Origin of the sequence: Duganella sp. 1411, assembly GCF_017833525.1 — a bacterium.
Taxonomy (GTDB): domain Bacteria; phylum Pseudomonadota; class Gammaproteobacteria; order Burkholderiales; family Burkholderiaceae_D; genus Rugamonas.
In genome coordinates, this window is record NZ_JAFICD010000001.1 from 1,028,132 (window position 1) to 1,047,648 (window position 19,517).

Annotated in this window: 17 protein-coding genes; 4 read left to right on the forward strand and 13 right to left on the reverse strand. The window is 65.5% G+C overall.

Annotated features, from left to right (window positions below; all coding sequences use genetic code 11):
- Positions 1–21 precede the first annotated feature (21 nt).
- From tssB to JOD97_RS04040, 8 genes are all read right to left on the reverse strand, one after another.
- The gene (gene tssB, locus JOD97_RS04005) at positions 22–525 is read right to left on the reverse strand and encodes a type VI secretion system contractile sheath small subunit (RefSeq protein ID WP_209717157.1); all 504 of its coding nucleotides are present in this window, start codon (positions 523–525) and stop codon (positions 22–24) included.
- 71 nt (positions 526–596) lie between these two features.
- On the reverse strand, positions 597–1,634 hold the full coding sequence (gene tssA / locus JOD97_RS04010; RefSeq protein WP_209713509.1) for a type VI secretion system protein TssA: 1,038 nt from the start codon (positions 1,632–1,634) through the stop codon (positions 597–599).
- 282 nt (positions 1,635–1,916) lie between these two features.
- Complete coding sequence (locus JOD97_RS04015; RefSeq protein WP_209713511.1) at positions 1,917–2,663, reverse strand: peptidylprolyl isomerase; 747 nt, start codon at positions 2,661–2,663, stop codon at positions 1,917–1,919.
- A 13-nt stretch (positions 2,664–2,676) separates the two neighbouring features.
- On the reverse strand, positions 2,677–3,360 hold the full coding sequence (gene narI / locus JOD97_RS04020; RefSeq protein ID WP_209713513.1) for a respiratory nitrate reductase subunit gamma: 684 nt from the start codon (positions 3,358–3,360) through the stop codon (positions 2,677–2,679).
- An 11-nt stretch (positions 3,361–3,371) separates the two neighbouring features.
- Entirely contained in the window at positions 3,372–4,055 is a 684-nt protein-coding gene (narJ, locus tag JOD97_RS04025) for a nitrate reductase molybdenum cofactor assembly chaperone (RefSeq protein ID WP_209713515.1), read from the reverse strand.
- On the reverse strand, positions 4,048–5,604 hold the full coding sequence (gene narH, locus JOD97_RS04030; protein WP_209713517.1) for a nitrate reductase subunit beta: 1,557 nt from the start codon (positions 5,602–5,604) through the stop codon (positions 4,048–4,050). The genes narJ and narH overlap by 8 nt, the downstream gene beginning before the upstream one ends.
- Positions 5,601–9,308, reverse strand: a complete 3,708-nt coding sequence (locus JOD97_RS04035; protein WP_209713519.1) for a nitrate reductase subunit alpha — start codon at positions 9,306–9,308, stop codon at positions 5,601–5,603. The genes narH and JOD97_RS04035 overlap by 4 nt, the downstream gene beginning before the upstream one ends.
- A gap of 412 nt (positions 9,309–9,720) precedes the next feature.
- Entirely contained in the window at positions 9,721–10,164 is a 444-nt protein-coding gene (locus JOD97_RS04040; protein WP_209713521.1) for a hypothetical protein, read from the reverse strand.
- Between the two features lie 208 nt (positions 10,165–10,372).
- Between JOD97_RS04040 and JOD97_RS04045 the strand changes: the two genes are divergently transcribed.
- Positions 10,373–10,750 carry a hypothetical protein gene (locus tag JOD97_RS04045; protein WP_209713523.1) on the forward strand — a complete coding sequence of 126 codons (378 nt, stop codon included), beginning with the start codon at positions 10,373–10,375 and terminating at the stop codon, positions 10,748–10,750.
- Positions 10,751–10,757: 7 nt separating this feature from the next.
- A complete protein-coding gene (locus JOD97_RS04050; protein ID WP_209713525.1) occupies positions 10,758–10,964 on the forward strand; it encodes a DUF3079 domain-containing protein in 207 nt (68 codons plus the stop codon).
- 97 nt (positions 10,965–11,061) lie between these two features.
- Here the strand turns inward: JOD97_RS04050 and JOD97_RS04055 are convergent, their stop codons facing one another.
- The 5 genes from JOD97_RS04055 to JOD97_RS04075 are packed head-to-tail and all read right to left on the reverse strand — an operon-like array spanning position 11,062 to position 16,583.
- Positions 11,062–11,730 carry a carbonic anhydrase gene (locus JOD97_RS04055; protein WP_209713527.1) on the reverse strand — a complete coding sequence of 223 codons (669 nt, stop codon included), beginning with the start codon at positions 11,728–11,730 and terminating at the stop codon, positions 11,062–11,064.
- A gap of 10 nt (positions 11,731–11,740) precedes the next feature.
- Positions 11,741–12,421 carry a Crp/Fnr family transcriptional regulator gene (locus JOD97_RS04060; RefSeq protein WP_209713529.1) on the reverse strand — a complete coding sequence of 227 codons (681 nt, stop codon included), beginning with the start codon at positions 12,419–12,421 and terminating at the stop codon, positions 11,741–11,743.
- Positions 12,422–12,430: 9 nt separating this feature from the next.
- Positions 12,431–13,885, reverse strand: a complete 1,455-nt coding sequence (gene hemN / locus JOD97_RS04065; RefSeq protein WP_209713531.1) for an oxygen-independent coproporphyrinogen III oxidase — start codon at positions 13,883–13,885, stop codon at positions 12,431–12,433.
- Positions 13,886–13,899: 14 nt separating this feature from the next.
- Entirely contained in the window at positions 13,900–15,285 is a 1,386-nt protein-coding gene (locus JOD97_RS04070) for a NarK family nitrate/nitrite MFS transporter (RefSeq protein WP_209713533.1), read from the reverse strand.
- Positions 15,286–15,311: 26 nt separating this feature from the next.
- Complete coding sequence (locus JOD97_RS04075; RefSeq protein WP_209713535.1) at positions 15,312–16,583, reverse strand: nitrate/nitrite transporter; 1,272 nt, start codon at positions 16,581–16,583, stop codon at positions 15,312–15,314.
- 319 nt (positions 16,584–16,902) lie between these two features.
- On the opposite strand from JOD97_RS04075, the gene JOD97_RS04080 reads away from it, so the two are divergent.
- Both JOD97_RS04080 and JOD97_RS04085 read left to right on the forward strand, forming a co-directional pair.
- Positions 16,903–19,176, forward strand: coding sequence for a nitric-oxide reductase large subunit (locus tag JOD97_RS04080; protein WP_209713537.1), 2,274 nt, complete (start codon positions 16,903–16,905; stop codon positions 19,174–19,176).
- 73 nt (positions 19,177–19,249) lie between these two features.
- Entirely contained in the window at positions 19,250–19,516 is a 267-nt protein-coding gene (locus JOD97_RS04085) for a DUF2249 domain-containing protein (protein WP_209713538.1), read from the forward strand.
- Position 19,517: the final 1 nt, after the last annotated feature.

Here is a 19,517-nt window from a genome sequence, read left to right on the forward strand (position 1 = left end):
GTTCTCCAGGACGGTCAAGGATTATTCTTGCGGCTTCGGCGCCGACGTCAGCGCCTGCATCAGCGCCGGTTCGCTCAGCAGCTTGGCGATCAGGTCCTCGGCGCCGGTCTTGCCGTCCATGTAGGTCATCAGGTTGGACAGCTGGCCGCGCGCCTCGAGCAGCTTGTTGAGCGGGCCGACCTTGCGGGCGATCGCCGCCGGCGTGAAGTCGTCCATGTTCTCGAACGTCATCTCGACGCTCAGGTTGCCCTCGCCGCTGAGGGTATTGGGCACCTGCACCGCCACGCGCGGCTTCATCGCCTTGAGGCGCTCGTCGAAGTTGTCGACGTCGATCTCGAGGAACTTGCGGTCGGCCACCGGGGCCAGCGGGTCGGCCGGCTGGCCCGACAGGTCGGCCAGCACGCCCATCACGAACGGCAGTTGCACCTTCTTCTCGGCGCCGTAGACCTCGACGTCGTACTCGATCTGCACGCGCGGGGCGCGGTTGCGCGCGATGAATTTCTGACTGCTCTCTTTGGCCACGATACTTCCTCCATGATTGAACAACACGATTGCCGCCGCCAGGCCCTGTTCGGCCCGCCGATGCCGGCCACTCTTTACTCCGGCGCGCCCTCGCGGCCCCGGATCAAACTGGCCTGCTGGATGCCGTCGGGCGCCAGGTCCTCCAGGATTTCCATGAAACTCATCGGGGCCAAGCGCTTGGCCCGCACCAGCAGCATGGGCAAGGGACTGGACGGCTCATGCTGTTCGTAATAGCCGATCAGCTTGTCGAGCATGCGCGCGACGTCGGCGCGGTTGGCGATCTCGCCGCTGATCGGCGCCGGGCGGCCGGGGCCATCGCCCTGCGCGGTGCCCGCTTCACCGGCGGCTTGGGCGCCATCCTCGGCGGCGACGGGGTCCGGCTCGCCACCGAGAAAATCGCGGCCCCGTTTGAGCAATCGGATCAGGCCGGTCAGATTGAGCGACTGGGCGGCGCCGACTTGGCGCTCGAGCGCCGCTTCGATCCCGGCCGCGCTGTCGCAGGCGCGCGCGAGCGCCTGGCGCGCCGCCGTCAAGGCCGCGCCGTCGGCGTCGCGCAAAGCCATCTCGATCGAGGCCAGCGTCACCTTGTCGCCGGCCTCGACGGGCGTGAGCTCGCCGGTGGCGATCTCGATCATGCGCAAGTTCAGGCGGCCTATGCCCGGCAGCGCGATCAGGCAGGCTTCCTTGATGTCTTTGAGCAGGGTGACGTGGTCGGTGAGGATCAGCAGCGAGTTGACGCGCAGCGTAGGGTCCATGTCGTCGTCGGCGTCGAGCCGGGGATGGACGCCGTCCCATTGCTCCTCGATCAGCCGCTCGATCAGGCGCAGGCCGTCGGCCAGGCCCGCCATGCCATGCAGCGCCAGATTGGCGCGCAGCAAAAATACCGCCAGCCGCAGGTCGTGGCTACGCCGCAGCAAGGCGCGCGCGCTGCGATCGATGGCCTTCCAGTCCGGCGGCACGGCGGCCGTGATGGTCGCGCCGTACTGCACCTCCGGCTTGCCGGCCACCTCCGACTCGAGCGCGACAAAGTCCGGATCGTACTCAAGATTGGAGCCGCACGGCTGCTCGGCGTTGACATCTTGCAGCAGAGAATCAAAGTCGATGACGGACATAGCAATTGGACCGGGTCGGACGTGCCGGACGGCCGCATCGCCGCCGACTGGCACATGGTTATATTTGTAATGTGTACATATTAGACAGGCCTACCCGGGCCGTCTGTCCCCATAAATGATGACGACGGGGCGCTATCGGTCGGAGCCGGGAAGTGGTAATGGGGACGGTGGAGGAGAAGGAAAACAGACGACCAGACTTTCAAACGCGACGCCCCGCACGGGGCGGGGCGTCTCAGGCGCGGGATCAGACGCTGCGGGTGCGCGCTGGGGAAGCGCGGCGGATTACTGCACCAGCGGCGAGCTCGCCCCCTCGAGGTCGACGCCCTCGATGCCGGCGCGGCCGACCAGAATATGCAAATACTGGTGCAGCGCCCGCTGCCACGACTGCCGGCCCAGCTCGTCGGCGATCTGCGCCCGCACGGTCTCGAACGGAATCACCTTGCCTTCGACGCGGCGTTGCGCCTGCACGATGTGCAAGCCAAACCGCGTCTCCAGCAACCTTCCCGCCAGCTCGCCCGGCCGCAGCCGGAACAGCAACTCGTCGAACTCCGGCACGCACTGCCCTCGCCCCAGTTGCCCCAGGCTGCCGCCAACCGCGCCCGACGGACAATTCGAATACTGCCGCGCCAGCTCGTCGAACCGCTCCGGCCGCGCCTGCAATTCGGCCAGGATCAGCTCGGCCGTCTGGCGCAGCAGTTCCAGCGGCGCCGCCGGCGTCACCTGGAACAGGATGTGGCGCGCCTCGACCAGGTCGCCGCTGCGATAACGCTCCGGCTGGCTCTGATAGAAGCGCAGGCAAGCCTCCTCGTCCGCCTGCGGCACCGTCACCTCGCGCACGAACAGCGCCTCGATGCGGTCGTCGTCGCTGTCGCCCTCGACGCCCAGCCGCCGCGCCTCCTGCAACAGCACCTGGCGCAGCACCACCTCGTGCACGGCCTCGCGCAGGGGGTTGTCCGCCTGCTGGTGATGCCCGATTTCCGCCTCGATGGCGCTGTCGTCGATGTCGACGCCGTTGACTGCGATACCCATATCGTTCTCCTTGTTAGCGCGAGCGCACCAGCTGATAGGCGCGGCCCAGGTAGCCAAGCGCGCCGAAGCCGCTCCACACGTGCACCAGGCGGGTGAACGGGAAGATCACGAACAGCGACATGCCCATGAACAGGTGCAGCTTGAACACCAGCGGCGCGTCGACGATGAAGCCGGCGGCGTCGCCACGGAAGGTGATCACGTGCTGCGCCCAGGTCATCAACAGCACCATCATGTGGCCGTCCATGTGGCCGGCCGAGGCGAAGATCGACGACAACCCCAGCAGCAAGGTCGCCAGCAGCCACAACAGAACCAGCTTGTCCTTGAACGTGGTGCGGGCGCGCACGCGGTCGTTGCTGAAACGGCGCGCCAGCAACATCAGGATGCCGACCAGGCACAGCGAGCCCATGACGCCGCCTGCCACCATCGCCACCAGCTGCTTGGCGCCGTGCGTGACGCCCAAGGTGTCCCACACCCAGACCGGCGTCAGCAGGCCGGCGGCGTGGCCGAAGAACAGGCCCAGCACGCCGATGTGGAACAACGGGCTGCCCAGGCGCAGCAGGCCGGTATTGAGGGTCTGGCTCGATTCCGACTTCCAGCTGTACTGCTCGCGGTCGAAGCGGATCAGGCTGCCCAGAAAGAAGATCGCCAGCGCGAGGTAGGGATAGATTCCAAACAAAAATTGATGCAGATAGTTCATGGCGCTCTCCTTCAGTGACGCTGCGGCGCTGCCGCCTTGGGATAGAAATTGACGGGCTGGACGCCGCCCGGTATCTGCATGTGCGGCTTGAGCAGCGGCTCGATGCCGTCGGCGCCGGGGCCGAAGGTTTCCAGCGCCTCGTCCATGTCGCGCACCGGCGGCTCGCTCAATTCCTCGGCCTGCACCGGCGTGAGCGTCTGCAACAGCTCGAACACGCAGGCGTACGGGCTGCCGTTGGCGCGCAGCTTGCGGCCGATATAGGCCAGCACGTGGATGGCGTCGCCCAGCAGGCGCTCGGCCTCGTCCTTGTCCTGCTGCGACAGGAATTCCAGGAACAGCGGCACGTAGTCCGGCAGGTCGTCGCCGACCATCTGCAGGCCGTGCTTGCTGTACTCGGCCAGCAGGTCGACCATGGCCTGGCCGCGGTCGCGCGACTCGCCGTGGATGTGCTCGAACAGGTGCAGCGAGTGCGACGGGTTGCGGTCGAACGTCATCACGTATTGCTGCTGCAGGTCGATCAGCGTGGTGCTGCCCAGGTGGGCGAACAACGGTTGCAGCTGCGCGTGCCACTGCGGCAGTGTTTCCAGCAACAACAGGTTCAGTTCGGCCTGCTCGGCCAGCAGCTCCGGCTCCGGATACTGCAGCAGCGCCGACAGCACCTGGTAGCCGTGCACGTGGAGTTGGGTATCAGACATCGACGTTCTCCTTCTTTTTCCGTGATTTCGGCATCGACATGAAGATCTCCGAACCATGCTTGCGTTTGCCGAACAGGCTGGCGTCGCTGACGCCGTCCGAACAGCCGTTGCCGAAGCTGAAGCCGCAACTGCCCTTCTCGTTGAAGCTGTCCTCGGCCATTTCCTTGTGGCTGCTAGGAATGACGAAGCGGTCCTCGTAGTTGGCGATGGCCATGATGTGGTACATGTCCTCGACCACTTCCGGCGTCAGGCCGACCTGTTTCAATACCTCGAGGTCCGGCACGCCCAGCACGCTCTTGCTGCGCATGTAGGCGCGCATCGCCAGCATGCGGTCGAGCGCCTTGATCACGGGCGGCTGGTCGCCCGCCGTCAGCAGGTTGGCCAGGTATTGCACCGGAATGCGCAGGCTGGCGGTGTCCGGCAGGATGCCGTTCTTGCCCATGCGGCCAGATTCGGCGGCGGCCTGGATCGGCGACAGCGGCGGGATGTACCATACCATCGGCAGGGTGCGGTATTCCGGATGCAGCGGGAACGCCACCTTCCACTCGACCGCCATCTTGTACACCGGCGAACGCTTGGCCGATTCCAGCCACGAATCGGGAATGCCCTGGCGCCGCGCCTCTTCGATGATGGCCGGATCGTGCGGATCGAGGAACAGGCCGAGCTGCGACGGATACAGGTCGCGCGGATCGGCCACCGAGGCCGCCGCTTCGATCTTGTCGGCGTCGTACAGCAGCACGCCGAGGTAGCGGATGCGGCCCACGCAGGTTTCCGAGCACACGGTCGGCTGGCCGGCTTCGATGCGCGGGTAGCAGAAGGTGCACTTCTCGGCCTTGCCCGACGACCAGTTGTAATAAATCTTCTTGTACGGGCAGCCGGAGATGCACATGCGCCAGCCGCGGCACTTGTCCTGGTCGATCAGCACGATGCCGTCGTCCTCGCGCTTGTACACCGAGCCGGACGGGCACGAGGCCACGCAGGTCGGGTTCAGGCAATGCTCGCACAGGCGCGGCAGGTACATCATGAAGGTGTTCTCGAAGGTGCCGTACATCTCCTTCTGCATGTTGTTGAACAGCGTGTCCTGGCTGCGCTGGGCGAATTCGCCGCCCAGGTCGTCCTCCCAATTCGGGCCCCACTCGATCTTGTCCATCTTCTTGCCGGTGATGACGGAGATCGGACGGGCGGTCGGCGGCGTCTCCGACAGCGGCGCGTTCTGCAGGCGCTCGTAGTCGTAGGTGAACGGCTCGTAGTACTCGTCGATCTGCGGCAGGTTCGGGTTGGCGAAGATCTGCGCCAGGATTTTCAAACGGCTGCCCTGGCGCGGCTCGATCTTGCCGGCGTCGGTGCGGCGCCAGCCGCCGTTCCACTTGTCCTGGTTTTCCCAATGCTTCGGATAGCCGATGCCGGGCTTGGTCTCGACGTTGTTGAACCACGCGTACTCGACGCCGTCGCGGCTGGTCCAGACGTTTTTACACGTGACCGAGCAGGTGTGGCAGCCGATGCACTTGTCCAGGTTCAGCACCATGCCGATTTGCGCTCTGATTTTCATACCATGCTCCCTTGTTCTTCTTTCAGCGGGCCTTCCAGCCAGTCAATCTTGTTCATCTTGCGCACCAACACGAATTCATCGCGGTTGGAGCCGACCGTGCCGTAGTAGTTGAAGCCCCACGACAGTTGCGCGTAGCCGCCGATCATGTGGGTCGGCTTGGTCACCGCCCGCGTCACCGAGTTGTGGATGCCGCCGCGCTTGCCCGACTGCTCCGAACCCGGCACGTTGATGATCTTTTCCTGTGCGTGGTACATCAGGGTCATCCCTTCCGGCACGCGCTGGCTGACGATGGCGCGGGCGGTCAGGGTGCCGTTGACGTTGAACACCTCGATCCAGTCGTTGTCGACGATGCCGGCCGCCTTGGCGTCGGTCTCCGACAGCCACACGTGCGGACCGCCACGCGACAGGGTCAGCATGCGCAGGTTGTCCGAGTAGGTCGAGTGGATGCCCCATTTCTGGTGCGGCGTAATAAAGTTCAGCGCGATTTCCTTGTTGCCGTTCGGCACCGCGCCCAGCATCGCCGTGGTGGTCTTGGTGTTGATGGCCGGCTTGTAGACGCACAACCCCTCGCCAAAATCGCGCATCCAGCGGTGATCCTGGTAGAACTGCTGGCGGCCGGTCAGGGTGCGCCATGGGATCAGTTCGTGCACATTGGTGTAGCAGGCGTTGTAGCTGACCTCTTCCGACTCCAGCCCCGACCAGGTCGGCGAGGAGATGATCTTGCGCGGCTGGGCCTGCACGTCGCGGAAGCGGATCGTGTCGTGCTCGCGCGGCAGCGCCAGGTGCGTGTGGTCGCGGCCGGTGATCTTCGACAGCGCGTCCCACGCCTTGACCGCCACGTGGCCGTTGGTTTCCGGCGCCAGCGACAGGATCATCTCGGCGGCGTCGATGGCCGTGTCCAGGCGCGGCTGGCCGTGCGCCACGCCCGGCGTCTGCACCGTGCGGTTGATGCCGCGCAGCACGTCGACCTCGTGGCCCGTCTTCCAGCCGATGCCCTTGCCGCCGTTGCCCAGCTTCTCCAGCAACGGGCCGATCGAGGTGAACTTCTGGTAAATCTGCGTATAGTCGCGCTCCACCACGGTGAAGTTCGGCATGGTCTTGCCGGGGATCGGCTCGCACTCGCCGGCGCGCCAGTCCTTCGGATCGAACGGCTGGCCCAGTTCGCCGGGGGTGTCGTGCATCAGCGGGGTCAGCACCAGATCCTGCTGCTTGCCCAGGTAGGCGCCGCCGATTTCCTCGAACTTCTTGGCGATGCCCTTGTAGATTTCCCAGTCCGACTTCGACTGCCACAGCGGCTGCACGGCTTCGGACAGTGGATGGATGAACGGGTGCATGTCGGACGTGTTCAGGTCGTCCTTCTCGTACCAGGTGGCGGTCGGCAGCACGATGTCGCCGTACAGGCAGGTGGTCGACATGCGGAAGTCCAGCACCACCAGCAGATCGAGCTTGCCCTCGGCGGCCGGACGCACCTTGACGTCGCGCGGCTTGATGCAATTGTTCTCGTCGCTCATCAGCGCGTTTTGCGTGCCCAGCAGGTACTTCAGGAAGTACTCGTGGCCCTTGCCCGAGCTGCCCAGGATGTTGGAGCGCCACACGAACATATTGCGCGGGAAGTTGGCCGGGTTGTCCGGGTCGTCGCAGGAGAACTCCAGTTTCTTGTTCCTGATCTGGTCGACCGCGTAATCGACCGCCGTCATGCCGGCGGCGGCGGCGGCGCGGGTGACCTCCAGCGGATTGGTTTGCAGCTGCGGCGCCGACGGCAACCAGCCCATGCGCTCGGCCTTGGCGTTGTAGTCCAACAAGGTCATCGGCGCGACGTCGGGGCCGGCCGTTGGCGACGAGATTTCCTCGGTGTGCAGCTTTTCATGGCGCCACTGGCTGGTATGGGCGTAGAAGAACGAGGTGCCGTTCATCTGGCGCATCGGGCGGTTCCAATCCTGGGCGAACGCCAGCGGGGTCCAGCCGGTTTGCGGACGCAGTTTTTCCTGGCCCACGTAATGCGCCCAGCCGCCGCCCGATTGGCCGACGCAGCCGCACATCATCAGCATGTTGATGATGCCGCGATAGGTCATGTCCATGTGGTACCAGTGGTTCAGCGCGGCGCCGACGATGACCATGCTCTTGCCACGGGTCTGGTCGGCGTTCTCGGCGAACTGGCGCGCCACGGTGATCACGTCCTCGGCCTTGACGCCGGTGTGCTTGACCTGCCAGGCCGGGGTGTAAGGGACGTCGTCGTCGTAGCTGGTGGCGACGTTGCCGCCGCCCAGGCCACGGTCGATGCCGTAGTTGGCCAGGGTCAGGTCGAACACGGTGGCGACCAGCACGCTGCTGCCGTCGGCCAGGGTCAGGCGCTTGGCCGGCACGTTACGCATCAGCATATCGCTGCTGTCCTTGCCGCCGAAGTAAGGGAAGCCGACCGCGACCACCTCGTCGCTATTGCCCAGCAGGGACAGTTGCGGATCGACGGGAGCGTTGTTGCCGCCCTCCTTCATCTCCAGGTTCCACTTGCCGGCCTCGCCCCAGCGGAAGCCGATCGAACCGGCCGGCGCCACGATGCGGCCGCTGGCCTCGTCGATGACGAGGGTTTTCCAGTCCGGATTATTGGTCTCGTCGAGGTTGTTGGCCAGGTGCGAGGCGCGCAGGAAGTATTCGGGCGCCAGGGTGCCGTTCTGCTCCTTGAGCAGCACCAGCATCGGGAAGTCGGTGTATTGCTTGGCGTACTCCTTGAAGTACTGCGACTGTTGCGCGGTGTGGTATTCCTTCAGGATCACATGGCCCATGGCCATCGCCAGCGCGGCGTCCGTGCCCTGCTTGGGCGCCAGCCAGATGTCGCCGAACTTGGCCATTTCGCCGAAGTCGGACGACACGGCCACCGTCTTGGTGCCCTTGTAGCGCACCTCGGTGTAGAAGTGGGCGTCGGGGGTGCGCGTCATCGGCACGTTCGAGCCCCACACCATCAGGTAGGTCGAGTTGTACCAGTCGGCCGATTCCGGCACGTCGGTCTGCTCGCCCCACACCTGCGGGCTGGCCGGCGGCAAGTCGCAGTACCAGTCATAGAAGCTCAGCGCCACGCCGCCGATCAGCGACAGATAGCGGGTGCCGGCGGCGTAGCTGACCATCGACATCGCGGGAATCGGCGAGAACCCGACGATGCGGTCCGGGCCGTATTTCTTGATCGTCAGCGCGTTGGCGGCGGCGATCATCTCGTTGCTCTCGTCCCAGGTGGCGCGCACGAAGCCGCCCAGGCCGCGGATCGACTTGTAGCGGGCCGCGCGTTCGGGGTTCTGGCTGATGTAGTCCCAGGCGGTGACCGGGTCCATTGTTTTGCGCGCCTCGCGCCACATTTCCATCAAGCGGCCGCGCACCATCGGGTATTTGACGCGCTGGGCCGAATAGACGTACCAGGAATAGCTGGCGCCGCGTGGGCAGCCGCGCGGCTCGTGGTTGGGCAGGTCCGGGCGGGTGCGCGGATAATCGGTTTGCTGGGTTTCCCAGGTGATCAGGCCGTTCTTCACATACACCTTCCAGCTGCACGAGCCGGTGCAGTTGACGCCGTGCGTGGAGCGCACGATTTTGTCGTGCTGCCAACGTTGGCGGTAGGCGTTTTCCCAGGTGCGATCTTCGTGCACGACGGCGCCGTGGCCGTCGGAGAACGTCGACGTGGTTTTATTGAAGAACTTCAGGCGATCCAGAAAGTGACTCATGCTGCCTCCTAACTTGCACCCGGCGTTTGCCAGGTATGCGGTCGCATGCGACATGCACGGACTCGACTATGGGACACAGTCTACGGAGCGCAATGGATGATGTGAATCGGCAAGAAGGTGGCTGTGGGGTGGGAGAAGGACTAGTCGGCCTACGCCTAAGTGACTAGTTGGATGGTTGCGCCGCTTGATAGGCCGGGTTTTGATTCGCCGGCAGAGCGTGCATGGCGGATCAACCGCCCGCGCGATACCAAGGAGACACGTAGGGCGGATTAGGCGGAACGCCGTAATCCGCCATTCCATGAGCCGTCGAGACGCGCGCAATGGCGGATTACGCTACGCTAATCCGCCCTACGTGATTTAGACGCATGCCCGGGCTGCGGGCCGCCGCGATGCCGCCAACAACGCAACGCCGTCAGGCGCCACAATCCCCCCGCGCGCACGCCCGCAGCAATTGCGAATAACTAAGCACATCACCCTCGACCACGGCCGCCCGCGCATAGGCGAGCGCGACGCCGCCCGACCGCCGCAGATAAAGCGCGAGCCGCGCGTCGATCCACCCACCATCGACGGTAAACACATACACCGCCCGCACCAACCCCGGCTGCTCCTGCGCACCCAGCTGCGCGAACATCGACTGCACGCCGCAATAACGCAACACCAGCCCGCTGTCATACCGTATCTGCGCCGACACGGCGCTCCGCCCCGTCGACAGCGGCGGATCGCAGCGCGCGTCCGACAACGGCACGGGCGACGCCACGGCCGCCGTGCCATACCCGCGAAATACCACCACCGTGACCAGCGCCGCCGCCAGCGCCAACACGCCCGCCGCGCGGCGGCTCAATTGTTTCGACATCATTCCCCCTCATGCGGGCACACCTTGTGCCGCGCGTCCATTGTCGAGCGCCTCCGCCGCCGCGATCCATGATGCGCATCAAGGATTTCCCGGCGTCATAGACGGCAAAGGAACTAGACGGACTAGTCATTCATGGCGATGGGCGACCGCGCGGGGGCACGGTATAACGGAGGCTGAGGACCACTGTATCCACCAACCCGAGAGGAACATTATGAATATCGCCACCTTTGAAGAACTGCTGATCGCCGCCGCCGTGCAACCGCAACCGCAGCGTCTGCTGATGACGTTCGCGGTCGCCGAGCCGGAAGAAAACGGCGCGCCCGGCCGCGCCACCCTGGTGCCGGTGATGTGCGTCGACAAACAGGTTGGCGAGCTGGATACCTTCGACAACCTGGCCGAAGAAGCCGGCCGCATGGGCCAGCCGTGGGATGTGGTGTTGGTGACCACGCTATCGGGCCAGGGCGGGGTGCTGCCCGACCACAAGCAGACGGACGCGGCATTGAACAAGATGTTGTCGGCGATACAAAACGGCCAGATGGACAGGCTGTTGGCGTTCGACCGCAGCGGCGACCTGCTGCATCACGCCTGAGGCCGTCATGGCCAAGATCTTCCCGATCCATCCGGCCAAGCCGGAGCTGATCTGCTGGGGATGCGACCGCTACTGCGCCGCCAGCGACATGATCTGTGGTAACGGCTCGGACCGCACCCAGCACCCGGTCGAGCTGTTCGGCGACGATTGGGATACGTTTGGGTTGAATGCCAACGACGCGCCGCCGGCCCCGCCAAAGCCAAGTAACACGTAGGGCGGATTAGGCGAAGCCGTAATCCGCCATCTATGGGCCGCCGACGGCGCATGCATGGCGGATTACGCTACGCTAATCCGCCCTACGTGGATCTTCTTTACGCCGACGCCTCAGCCATCGCGCGCGCGGGCAATGGACACACCAGCGGCAGAAATTGCTGCTGCCGCGCCGAATACGCCATCAGCGCCCCGCTCTCGAGGTCGAAATACCAGCCGTGCAGCTTGAGCTTGCCCTCCTCTACCCGCCGCTGGAGCCATGGATACGTCAGCAAATTGTCCAGCGACAGCAGGATGCTGGCCAGCTCGCACGCGTGGTGCTGCTCGGCGCTGTCGCGGTGCCCCAGTTCGCGCCGCACGCGCGCCGCCACCGGTTCGGCGATGCGCATCCACTGGCCGACGAAATCGGTCTCGCGCGCGGCCGGACGCGGCGCCATCAACGCCCGAATGCCGCCGCAACGGGCGTGCCCAAGCACGATCACGCGCTCGACCTCAAGATCGCAGACGGCGAATTCGATCGCCGAGCTGACCCCGGCCGAGGCCGTCGGCGTGCACGGCGGCACCAGGTTGGCGATGTTGCGCACGACGAACATGTCGCCGGGGTCGCTGCCCGTCAGCAGCACCGGATCGACCCGCGAGTCGCAACAGCCGATCAGCAAGGTGCGCGGCCGCTGCCCCGCGCGCAGGTTGTCGTACAAGCTTTGGCTGTCGTTGAAATATTGTTGCTGGAAGCGGCTGAAGCCGCCGATGAATTTTTCGATGTCCTGCATGATATTTCCTTCAACCGGCGCAGCGGCGCAGCGCGGCGGCGTCGGCAATGTTGATCTTGCGGCCCTTGACGGCGATCAGTCGCTGGGTGCTGAGCTCGGTGAGGATGCGGGAGAAATGCTCCGGCGTCAGGTTCAGCCGCGACGCCAGCACCGCCTTCGTCACCGGCAAGGTCAGCTCGACCGGGCCGTCCTCGGTCAGTTCCTTGAGCAGGTAGCCCACCACCCGCTGCGTGCCCGAGCGCAGCGAGTACGATTCCATGTCGCACATCAGGCTGTGCATGCGCTGGCTCAGGCCGGCCAGCATCTTGCAGGCGAATTCCGGGTCGTTGTGGATCTCGCGGTAGATCGCCGCCTTCGACACGTGCAGCAGCAGCGTGTCCTCGGTGGCCTGGGCCGAGACGATGTACGGGCTGCCCATGAACATCAGCGCTTGCCCGAAACTGTGGCCCGGGCCGATCAGCTCGATCACCTTCTCGTTGCCGGACACCGAGGTGAACGACAGCTTGACCTGGCCGTACAGCACCTGGTGGAAACCAAGGCACGGCTCGCCGCGCTGGAACACGATCTCGCCGCGCTCGACATGCCGCTCGGTGGTACCGAGCGCCAGGCGGTCGAGCTCCGCCGCCCCCATCGAATTGAACAGCGGCATGCGCGCCAGGAAGGTCTGCACCTTGATCTGTTTCTTGTCCATGCCCATACCTCAAATGGTTCGCGAGTAGCGCGCCAGTGCCGGGCCTTCCGGCGCCGGCGCGTGCAGGTAGCTGTCGAAGGCCATGCAGATATTGCGTATCAACAGGCGCCCGCGCATCTTGACCTTCAGGCCCTTGCTGCCGATGCATAACAGGCCCTCGTCCTCCAGCGGCTTGAGCCGTTCGATCTCGGCGGCGAAATAGCTGCGGGCGTCGACGCCACCCGGCAGCGCCAGGCGCGCGTAATCCAGCTCGAAGTCGCACATCAACTGCCCGATCACGGCGCGCCGCAGCAGGTCGTCGTCGCTCAGCGCGATGCCGCGCGCGATCGGCAGCTCGCCGCGGTCGAGCCGTTCATAATAGGCCGCCAGCGTCTTTTCGTTCTGGCTGTAGCTGGCGCCGACGGCGCTGATGGCCGACACGCCCAGCGCCACCATCGGCGCGTCCGCGTGCGTCGAGTAGCCCTGGAAGTTGCGCTGCAGGCCGCCCTCGCGCTGGCTACGCGCCAGGTCGTCGTCCGGCAGCGCGAAGTGGTCCATGCCGATGTAGACGTAACCGGCGGCCGTCAGGCGCTCGATGCACAGCCCCAGCATGGCCAGCTTGGTCTCGGCGTCCGGCAGCTCTTCCTCGACGATCAGCCGCTGCGCCTTGAACAGCCGCGGCATGTGCGCGTAGTTGTAGACGGCGATGCGGTCCGGCCGCGCGGCGACGATCTTGTCGAGCGTCGGCCCGAAGCTGGCCACGCTTTGCAGCGGCAGGCCGTAGATCAAGTCGACGCTGATCGAGCGGAAGCCGTTGGCGCGCGCCGCCTCCAGCACCTCCAGCGTCTGTTCGTGCGATTGCACCCGGTTGACGGCACGCTGCACCGCCGGGTCGAAATCCTGGATGCCCAGGCTGATGCGGTTGAAGCCCTGCCGGCGCAACGTGGCGATGCGCGCCGGCGTGACCGTGCGCGGATCGACCTCGATCGAGAATTCGCCCTCGTCGTCGGCGGCGAAATCGAAGTGCGCACGCAAGGTGGAGAGCAGCTCGTCCATCTGCCCGTCGCTCAGGTAGGTTGGCGTGCCGCCGCCGAAGTGCAGCTGGTCGACCCGGTTGCGGCCGGCCAGCAGCGCGCCCTGCAGCGCGATCTCGCGGTACAGGTAGCCGAGGTATTCAGCGGCCTTGCTGTGGTCCTGCGTGATGATCTTGTTGCAGCCGCAGTAGTAGCACAGCGATTCGCAAAACGGGATGTGCACATACAGCGACAGCGGAGAGCGCTCACCGTCCGTGTCCAGGCTGGCGACGGCGGCCCGGTATTGCCCGGGGCCGAAGTCGCCGCTGAACCGGTCCGCCGTCGGATACGAGGTATAGCGCGGCCCGGTCTGGTTGAGCTTGCGCACCAGCGCGGCGTCGAATTCCACCGACGGGGTCAGCGGAATCACCCTGGCGGCTGGCGTGGTGCCTGGTTTGGCGTCGGCTGGCATGGTGGTTCTCCGTGTTAGCAAGGCATGTCCGCGTTTTTGCGGGCGTAGCACCACCAGGTGATGGCGATGCAGCTGACGTAGAAGGCGATGAAGCCCCACAGCGCCGCGTCCGGACCGCCGGTCAGGGCGATCGAGGTGCCGTAGCTCTTCGGAATGAAGAAGGCGCCGTAGGCTGCGATGGCCGAGGTGAAGCCCAGCACGGCGGCGCCCTCCTTGTTGGCGTCGACGATGGCTTGCTGCTGCACCGCGTGCGGCTGGCCGGCGGCGGCGCGCTGGCGTTCGGTCAGGAAGATGATCGGGATCATGCGGAAGGTCGAGGCGTTGCCGACGCCGGTGCCGGCGAACAGCAGCATGAACATCCAGAAGAAGCCGGTGAAGCTGCCGCCGGTGCCGCCCTGCGGCAGGAAGGTGATGACGCCATAGACGGCGCCGATCATGACGGCGAAGGTCCAGAGGGTGACGCGGGCGCCGCCCAGCTTGTCGGAGATGATGCCGCCGATGACGCGCGCCAGCGCGCCGACCAAGGGGCCGAGGAAGGCGTATTGCAGCGGATTGACATCCGGGAACTGGGTCTTGATCAGCAGTGGGAAGCCGGCCGAGTAACCGATGAAGGAGCCGAAGGTGCCGGTGTAGAGCCAGCACATCAGCCAATTATGCTTGCGCTTGAAGATCACCGCCTGCTCGGCGAACGAGGCCTTGGCCGAGGCCAGGTCGTTCATGCCGAACCAGGCCAGCAGGCTGCTGACGACGATGAATGGTACCCAGATGAAGCCGGCGTTCTGCAGCCACATGGTGGTGGTGACGCCGGCCTTGACGGCGTTTTGCGACTCGCCGCCAAGGCTGCCGAACACGCCGGCGGTGATCACCAACGGCACGACGAACTGCACCGCCGACACGCCCAGATTGCCCAGGCCGGCGTTCATGCCCAGCGCGTAGCCCTTTTTCGCCTTCGGGTAGAAGAAGCTGATGTTGGCCATCGACGAGGCGAAGTTGCCGCCGCCGAAGCCGCACAACAGCGCCAGGATCAGCATGGTCGGATAGCCGGTGGTCACGTCCTGCACCGCGAAGCCGATGCCGATGGCCGGGATCAGCAGCGAGGCGGTCGAGATCGTCGTCCATTTGCGGCCGCCGAAGATCGGCACCATGAACGAATAGAAGATGCGCAAGGTGGCGCCGGACAGGCCGGGCAGCGCGGTCAGCCAGAACAGCTGGTTGGTGCTGTACTGGAAGCCGATGGCCGGCAGGTTGACCACCACCACGCTCCACACCATCCACACGGCAAACGCCAGCGCCAGCGCGGGGATCGAGATCCACAGGTTGCGGTTGGCGGTGTCGCTGCCCCCGCTGCTCCAGAACGTGGAGCTTTCGGGCTCCCACGTGTTAATCATGTATTTGCTCATAGTATTCTCCTTAAAATCGTTATGAATCAGGCGGCGGCGGGCACGGCGGCGGACACGGCCGCCGTTGCGGCTGGGCGGAACGAATAATGCATCCACACCAGCGACACGCACACCGCGCCGTACAGCAGCATGAAGGCGCTCGACCGCACGCCGGTCAGGTCGAGCAGCGCGCCGAACATGATCGGCAGCACGAAGCCGCCCAGCCCTCCGGCCAGCCCGACCACGCCCGAGACGGCGCCGATGTTGTCGCTGAAATCGTCGGCGATGAATTTGAAGACCGAGGCCTTGCCGACCGCCATCGCGGTGCCGACCACGAACAGCAGCGCGGTGAAGACCGTCGGCGACAGCGCCAGGTTGATGCCGACGTCGCCATGGGTGGTCTTGACGATCATCGCGGTCGGTGGGTACGACAGCAGGAAGAAGCACACCCAGCACACCCACATCACCCACCAGGTGACCTTGTAGGCGCCGTAGCGGTCCGAGATCCAGCCGCCCAGCGCGCGCAGCACGCCGCCCGGCAGCGAGAAGCAGGCCGCCAGCAGCGCCGCCAGGCGCAGGTCGAAGCCGAATTCGCCGACGTAGTATTTGGTCATCCACAGCGCCAGGCCGACGTAGCCGCCGAACACCACCGAGTAATATTGGCAGTAGCGCCACACGCGGCGGTCCTTGAGCACCTTGACCTGCTCGGAAAACGGCACGCTGGCGCCGCTCTGGTGCGACGGATCGGTGGCCGAGAACATCCAGAACAGCAGCGCCGTGACCAGCATCGCGGCCGCGTACACGGTCGGCAGCGCTTGCCAGCCCCAGGCGGCGATGATGGCGGGGGCGACGAACTTGGTCAGCGCCGAACCGGAGTTGCCGGCGCCGAAGATGCCCATCGCCAGTCCGCGCCGTTCGCGCGGGAACCAGCGCGCCACGTACGGCGTGCCGACCGAGAACGAGCCGCCGGCCAGGCCGATGAACAGCCCCAGCACCAGGAATTGCCAGAACTGCGTGGCCATGCCGATCAGGTAGATCGCCGGCACGGTGGACAGCATCAGCACGAAGAACACGATGCGGCCGCCGTATTTGTCGCACCAGATGCCCAACGGCACCCGCACCAGCGAGCCGCTCAGCACCGGCATCGCGGCCAGCAGGCCGAATTCGGTTTCGTTCAGGCCCAGCATCTTCTTGATCGGAATGCCGAGCACGGCGAACATCATCCAGATCGCGAAGCAGATCGTGAACGACACGGTGCTGCTGGCCAGCACCCGGATTGCCTTATTGTTATTTGACACCTTGATTCTCCTGATACACATAGGGATGGCATCAGGTTACGCGGGGCGGCACAGGCCGCCAATCGGCAGGACGGCTACTTATCCCAAGGCAAGAAGACTAGCCGCCTACGCCGAAATGACTAGGTCGAACAGGCGGGATTGACGGCCGTTGCAATTGCTCATAATCTGGATCAAGGAAAACATGCATCGAATATACATGTTTATCCCGGAAGACTAGAATCGGCGCCATCAACCCCGCACGACGGTCCGCTGCGGGGTCGGACCCCATGGGGTCCGACCCCTCTTCCGAAGTGCGGGTTGAAGCCACGCCCCCCATCAAGCCACCATAAGGAACCATGCCATGCACGCCACACGCAAGCTCTGGACCTGGCTCGCCGTCATCTGCGTCCTCTCCTTCGCCGTCCTCGGCTGGGTCGGCGCGGAAATCTACCTGACCGCGCCGCCTATCCCCAAACAAATCGTCAGTGCCGACGGCGATGTGCTGTTCGCCGAGGGCCAGGTCGACCGCGGCCAGCAAGCCTGGCTGTCGGCCGGCGGCCAGCAGCTCGGCACCGTCTGGGGCCACGGCAGCTACGTCGCGCCCGACTGGTCGGCCGACTGGCTGCACCGCGAGGCGCTCGCACTGCGCCAGATCTGGGCCCTGCGCGACCACGGCGTCGACTTCGACCGGCTCGACAAGCCGGCCCAGGCCGCGCTCAACGCCCGCCTCAAGGACGAACTGCGGCGCAACACCTACGACGCCGCGCGCGGCACCATCGTGCTGTCGGCCGACCGCGCCGCCGCCGTGCGCAGCGTCGCCCGCCACTACACCGACCTGTTCGGCGACGCCCGCGCGCTCGACCATCTGCGCGAACAGTACGCGATGAACGCCAACTCGATCACCGACGCCGACGACCTGCGCGCGCTGCCGGCGTTCGTGTTCTGGTCGGCCTGGGCCGCCGGCACCGACCGCCCCGGCGCCGTCGACCTGAGCTACACCAGCAACTGGCCGCATGAGCCGCTGATCGACAACCGTCCCAGCGCCGGCGCCGGCGTGTGGTCGATCGCCAGCATCATCCTGATGATCGGCGCCATCGCCGCGATGGTGATGTACCACTCGATGGCCAAGGAGGACGCCGATCCGGTGCCGCCCAAGGACGATCCGCTGTTCAGCCTGAAGCCGACGGCGTCGATGCGGGCGACCAAAAAATACTTCTTCGTCGTCATCGGCCTGATCCTGGCGCAGGTCGGCATGGGCGTCATCACCGCCCACTACGCCGTCGAGGGGCAGAGCTTCTTCGGCTTCCCGCTGGCCGAGCTGCTGCCGTTCGTTGTCAGCCGCACCATCCACACCCAGTTCGCGGTGCTGTGGATCGCCACCGCCTGGCTGGCCACGGGCCTGTACATCGCGCCGGCCATCTCCGGCCACGAGCCGCGCTTCCAGGCGCTGGGCGTGAACGTGCTGTTCTACGCGCTGCTGTTCATCGTGGTCGGCTCGACCGCCATGGGCTGGCTCGGATCGCTGCAACACAAGGGCACCGCCTTCGCCTTCTGGCTCGGCAACCAGGGCCTGGAATTCACCAGCATGGGCCGCATCTGGCAGATCCTGCTGTTCGTCGGTCTGCTGTTCTGGGTCCTGCTGCTGGGCCGCGCGCTGTGGCCGGCGCTGAAAAAACCGTCGGAAAGCCGTGGCCTGATCGTCATGGTGTTCCTGGCCGCGCTGTGCATCGGCGGCTTCTACGCCACCTCGCTGACCTGGGGCCGTCATAGCCACTATTCGATGATCGAATACTGGCGCTGGTGGCTGGTGCACCTGTGGGTCGAGGGCTTCTTCGAGGTCTTCGCCACCGCCGTCATCGCGCTGCTGTTCACCCGTCTGGGCCTGATCCGCGCCGCCTCGGCCAACAGCGCCATCGTGCTCGAGACCATCGTGTTCCTGTTCGGCGGCATCCTCGGCACGCTGCACCACCTGTACTTCACCGGCACGCCGACCTTCGTCATCGCCATCGGCGCCATGTTCTCGGCGCTGGAAGTGGTGCCGCTGTCGATGATCGGCGTCGAAGCCTGGCGCAACCTGCAGCGCTCGAAGGCCGCGCCGTGGGTGCAAAGCTACAAGTGGCCGATCCTGTGCTTCATCGCGGTGGGCTTCTGGAACACCGTCGGCGCCGGCCTGCTCGGCTTCACGATCAACACGCCGATCGCGCTGTACTACATGCAGGGCCTGAACATGACGGCCGCCCACGGCCACGCCGCGCTGTTTGGCGTCTACGGCATGCTGGGCATCGGCCTGCTGCTGTTCTGCCTGCGCGGCCTGAGCGAACGCCTGGCCTGGTCCGACGCCCTGCTGCGGCCAATGTTCTGGTGCCTGAACATCGGCCTGGCGATGATGGTGTTCATCTCGCTGGTGCCGGCCGGGATCTACCAGGCCTGGGCCAGCATCGGCACCGGCATGTGGTTCGCCCGCTCGCCGGAAGTGGTCCACTCCAAGGTCATGGAGACGCTGGTATGGATGCGCGTCCCGGGCGACATCGTGTTCTCGATCGGCACCCTGTTCCTGGCGCTGTTCGCCTGGCGCCTGATCGCCGGCGCCCGCAAGGCCAAGGCCATCGCCGCCGCCGGCGTGCGCCGCGCCTGACCCACCGGGCCTTCCCGCGCGATGCGGGAAGGCCCACAACCCCTATCCCATTTAACGCATACAGGAGTACACCATGTCCCACGATTGCTCGCTTCCGTCCGGCCCGGACGGCATCTATCCCTTCGACGCGCGCGGCGTCGCCAAGCGCTTCCGCCACGCGGCCATTTTCGGCGCGCTGGAGTCGCTCAACCCCGGCGAGATCATGCGCTTTTGTAACGACCACGATCCGCTGCCGCTGCTGGCGCAAATCGAACGGATCTACGGCAACCGCGTCAAAGCCGCTTACGTCGCGCGCCAGCCCGGCCAGGTGGTGATCGACTTCCTCGTCGCCACCGACTGAC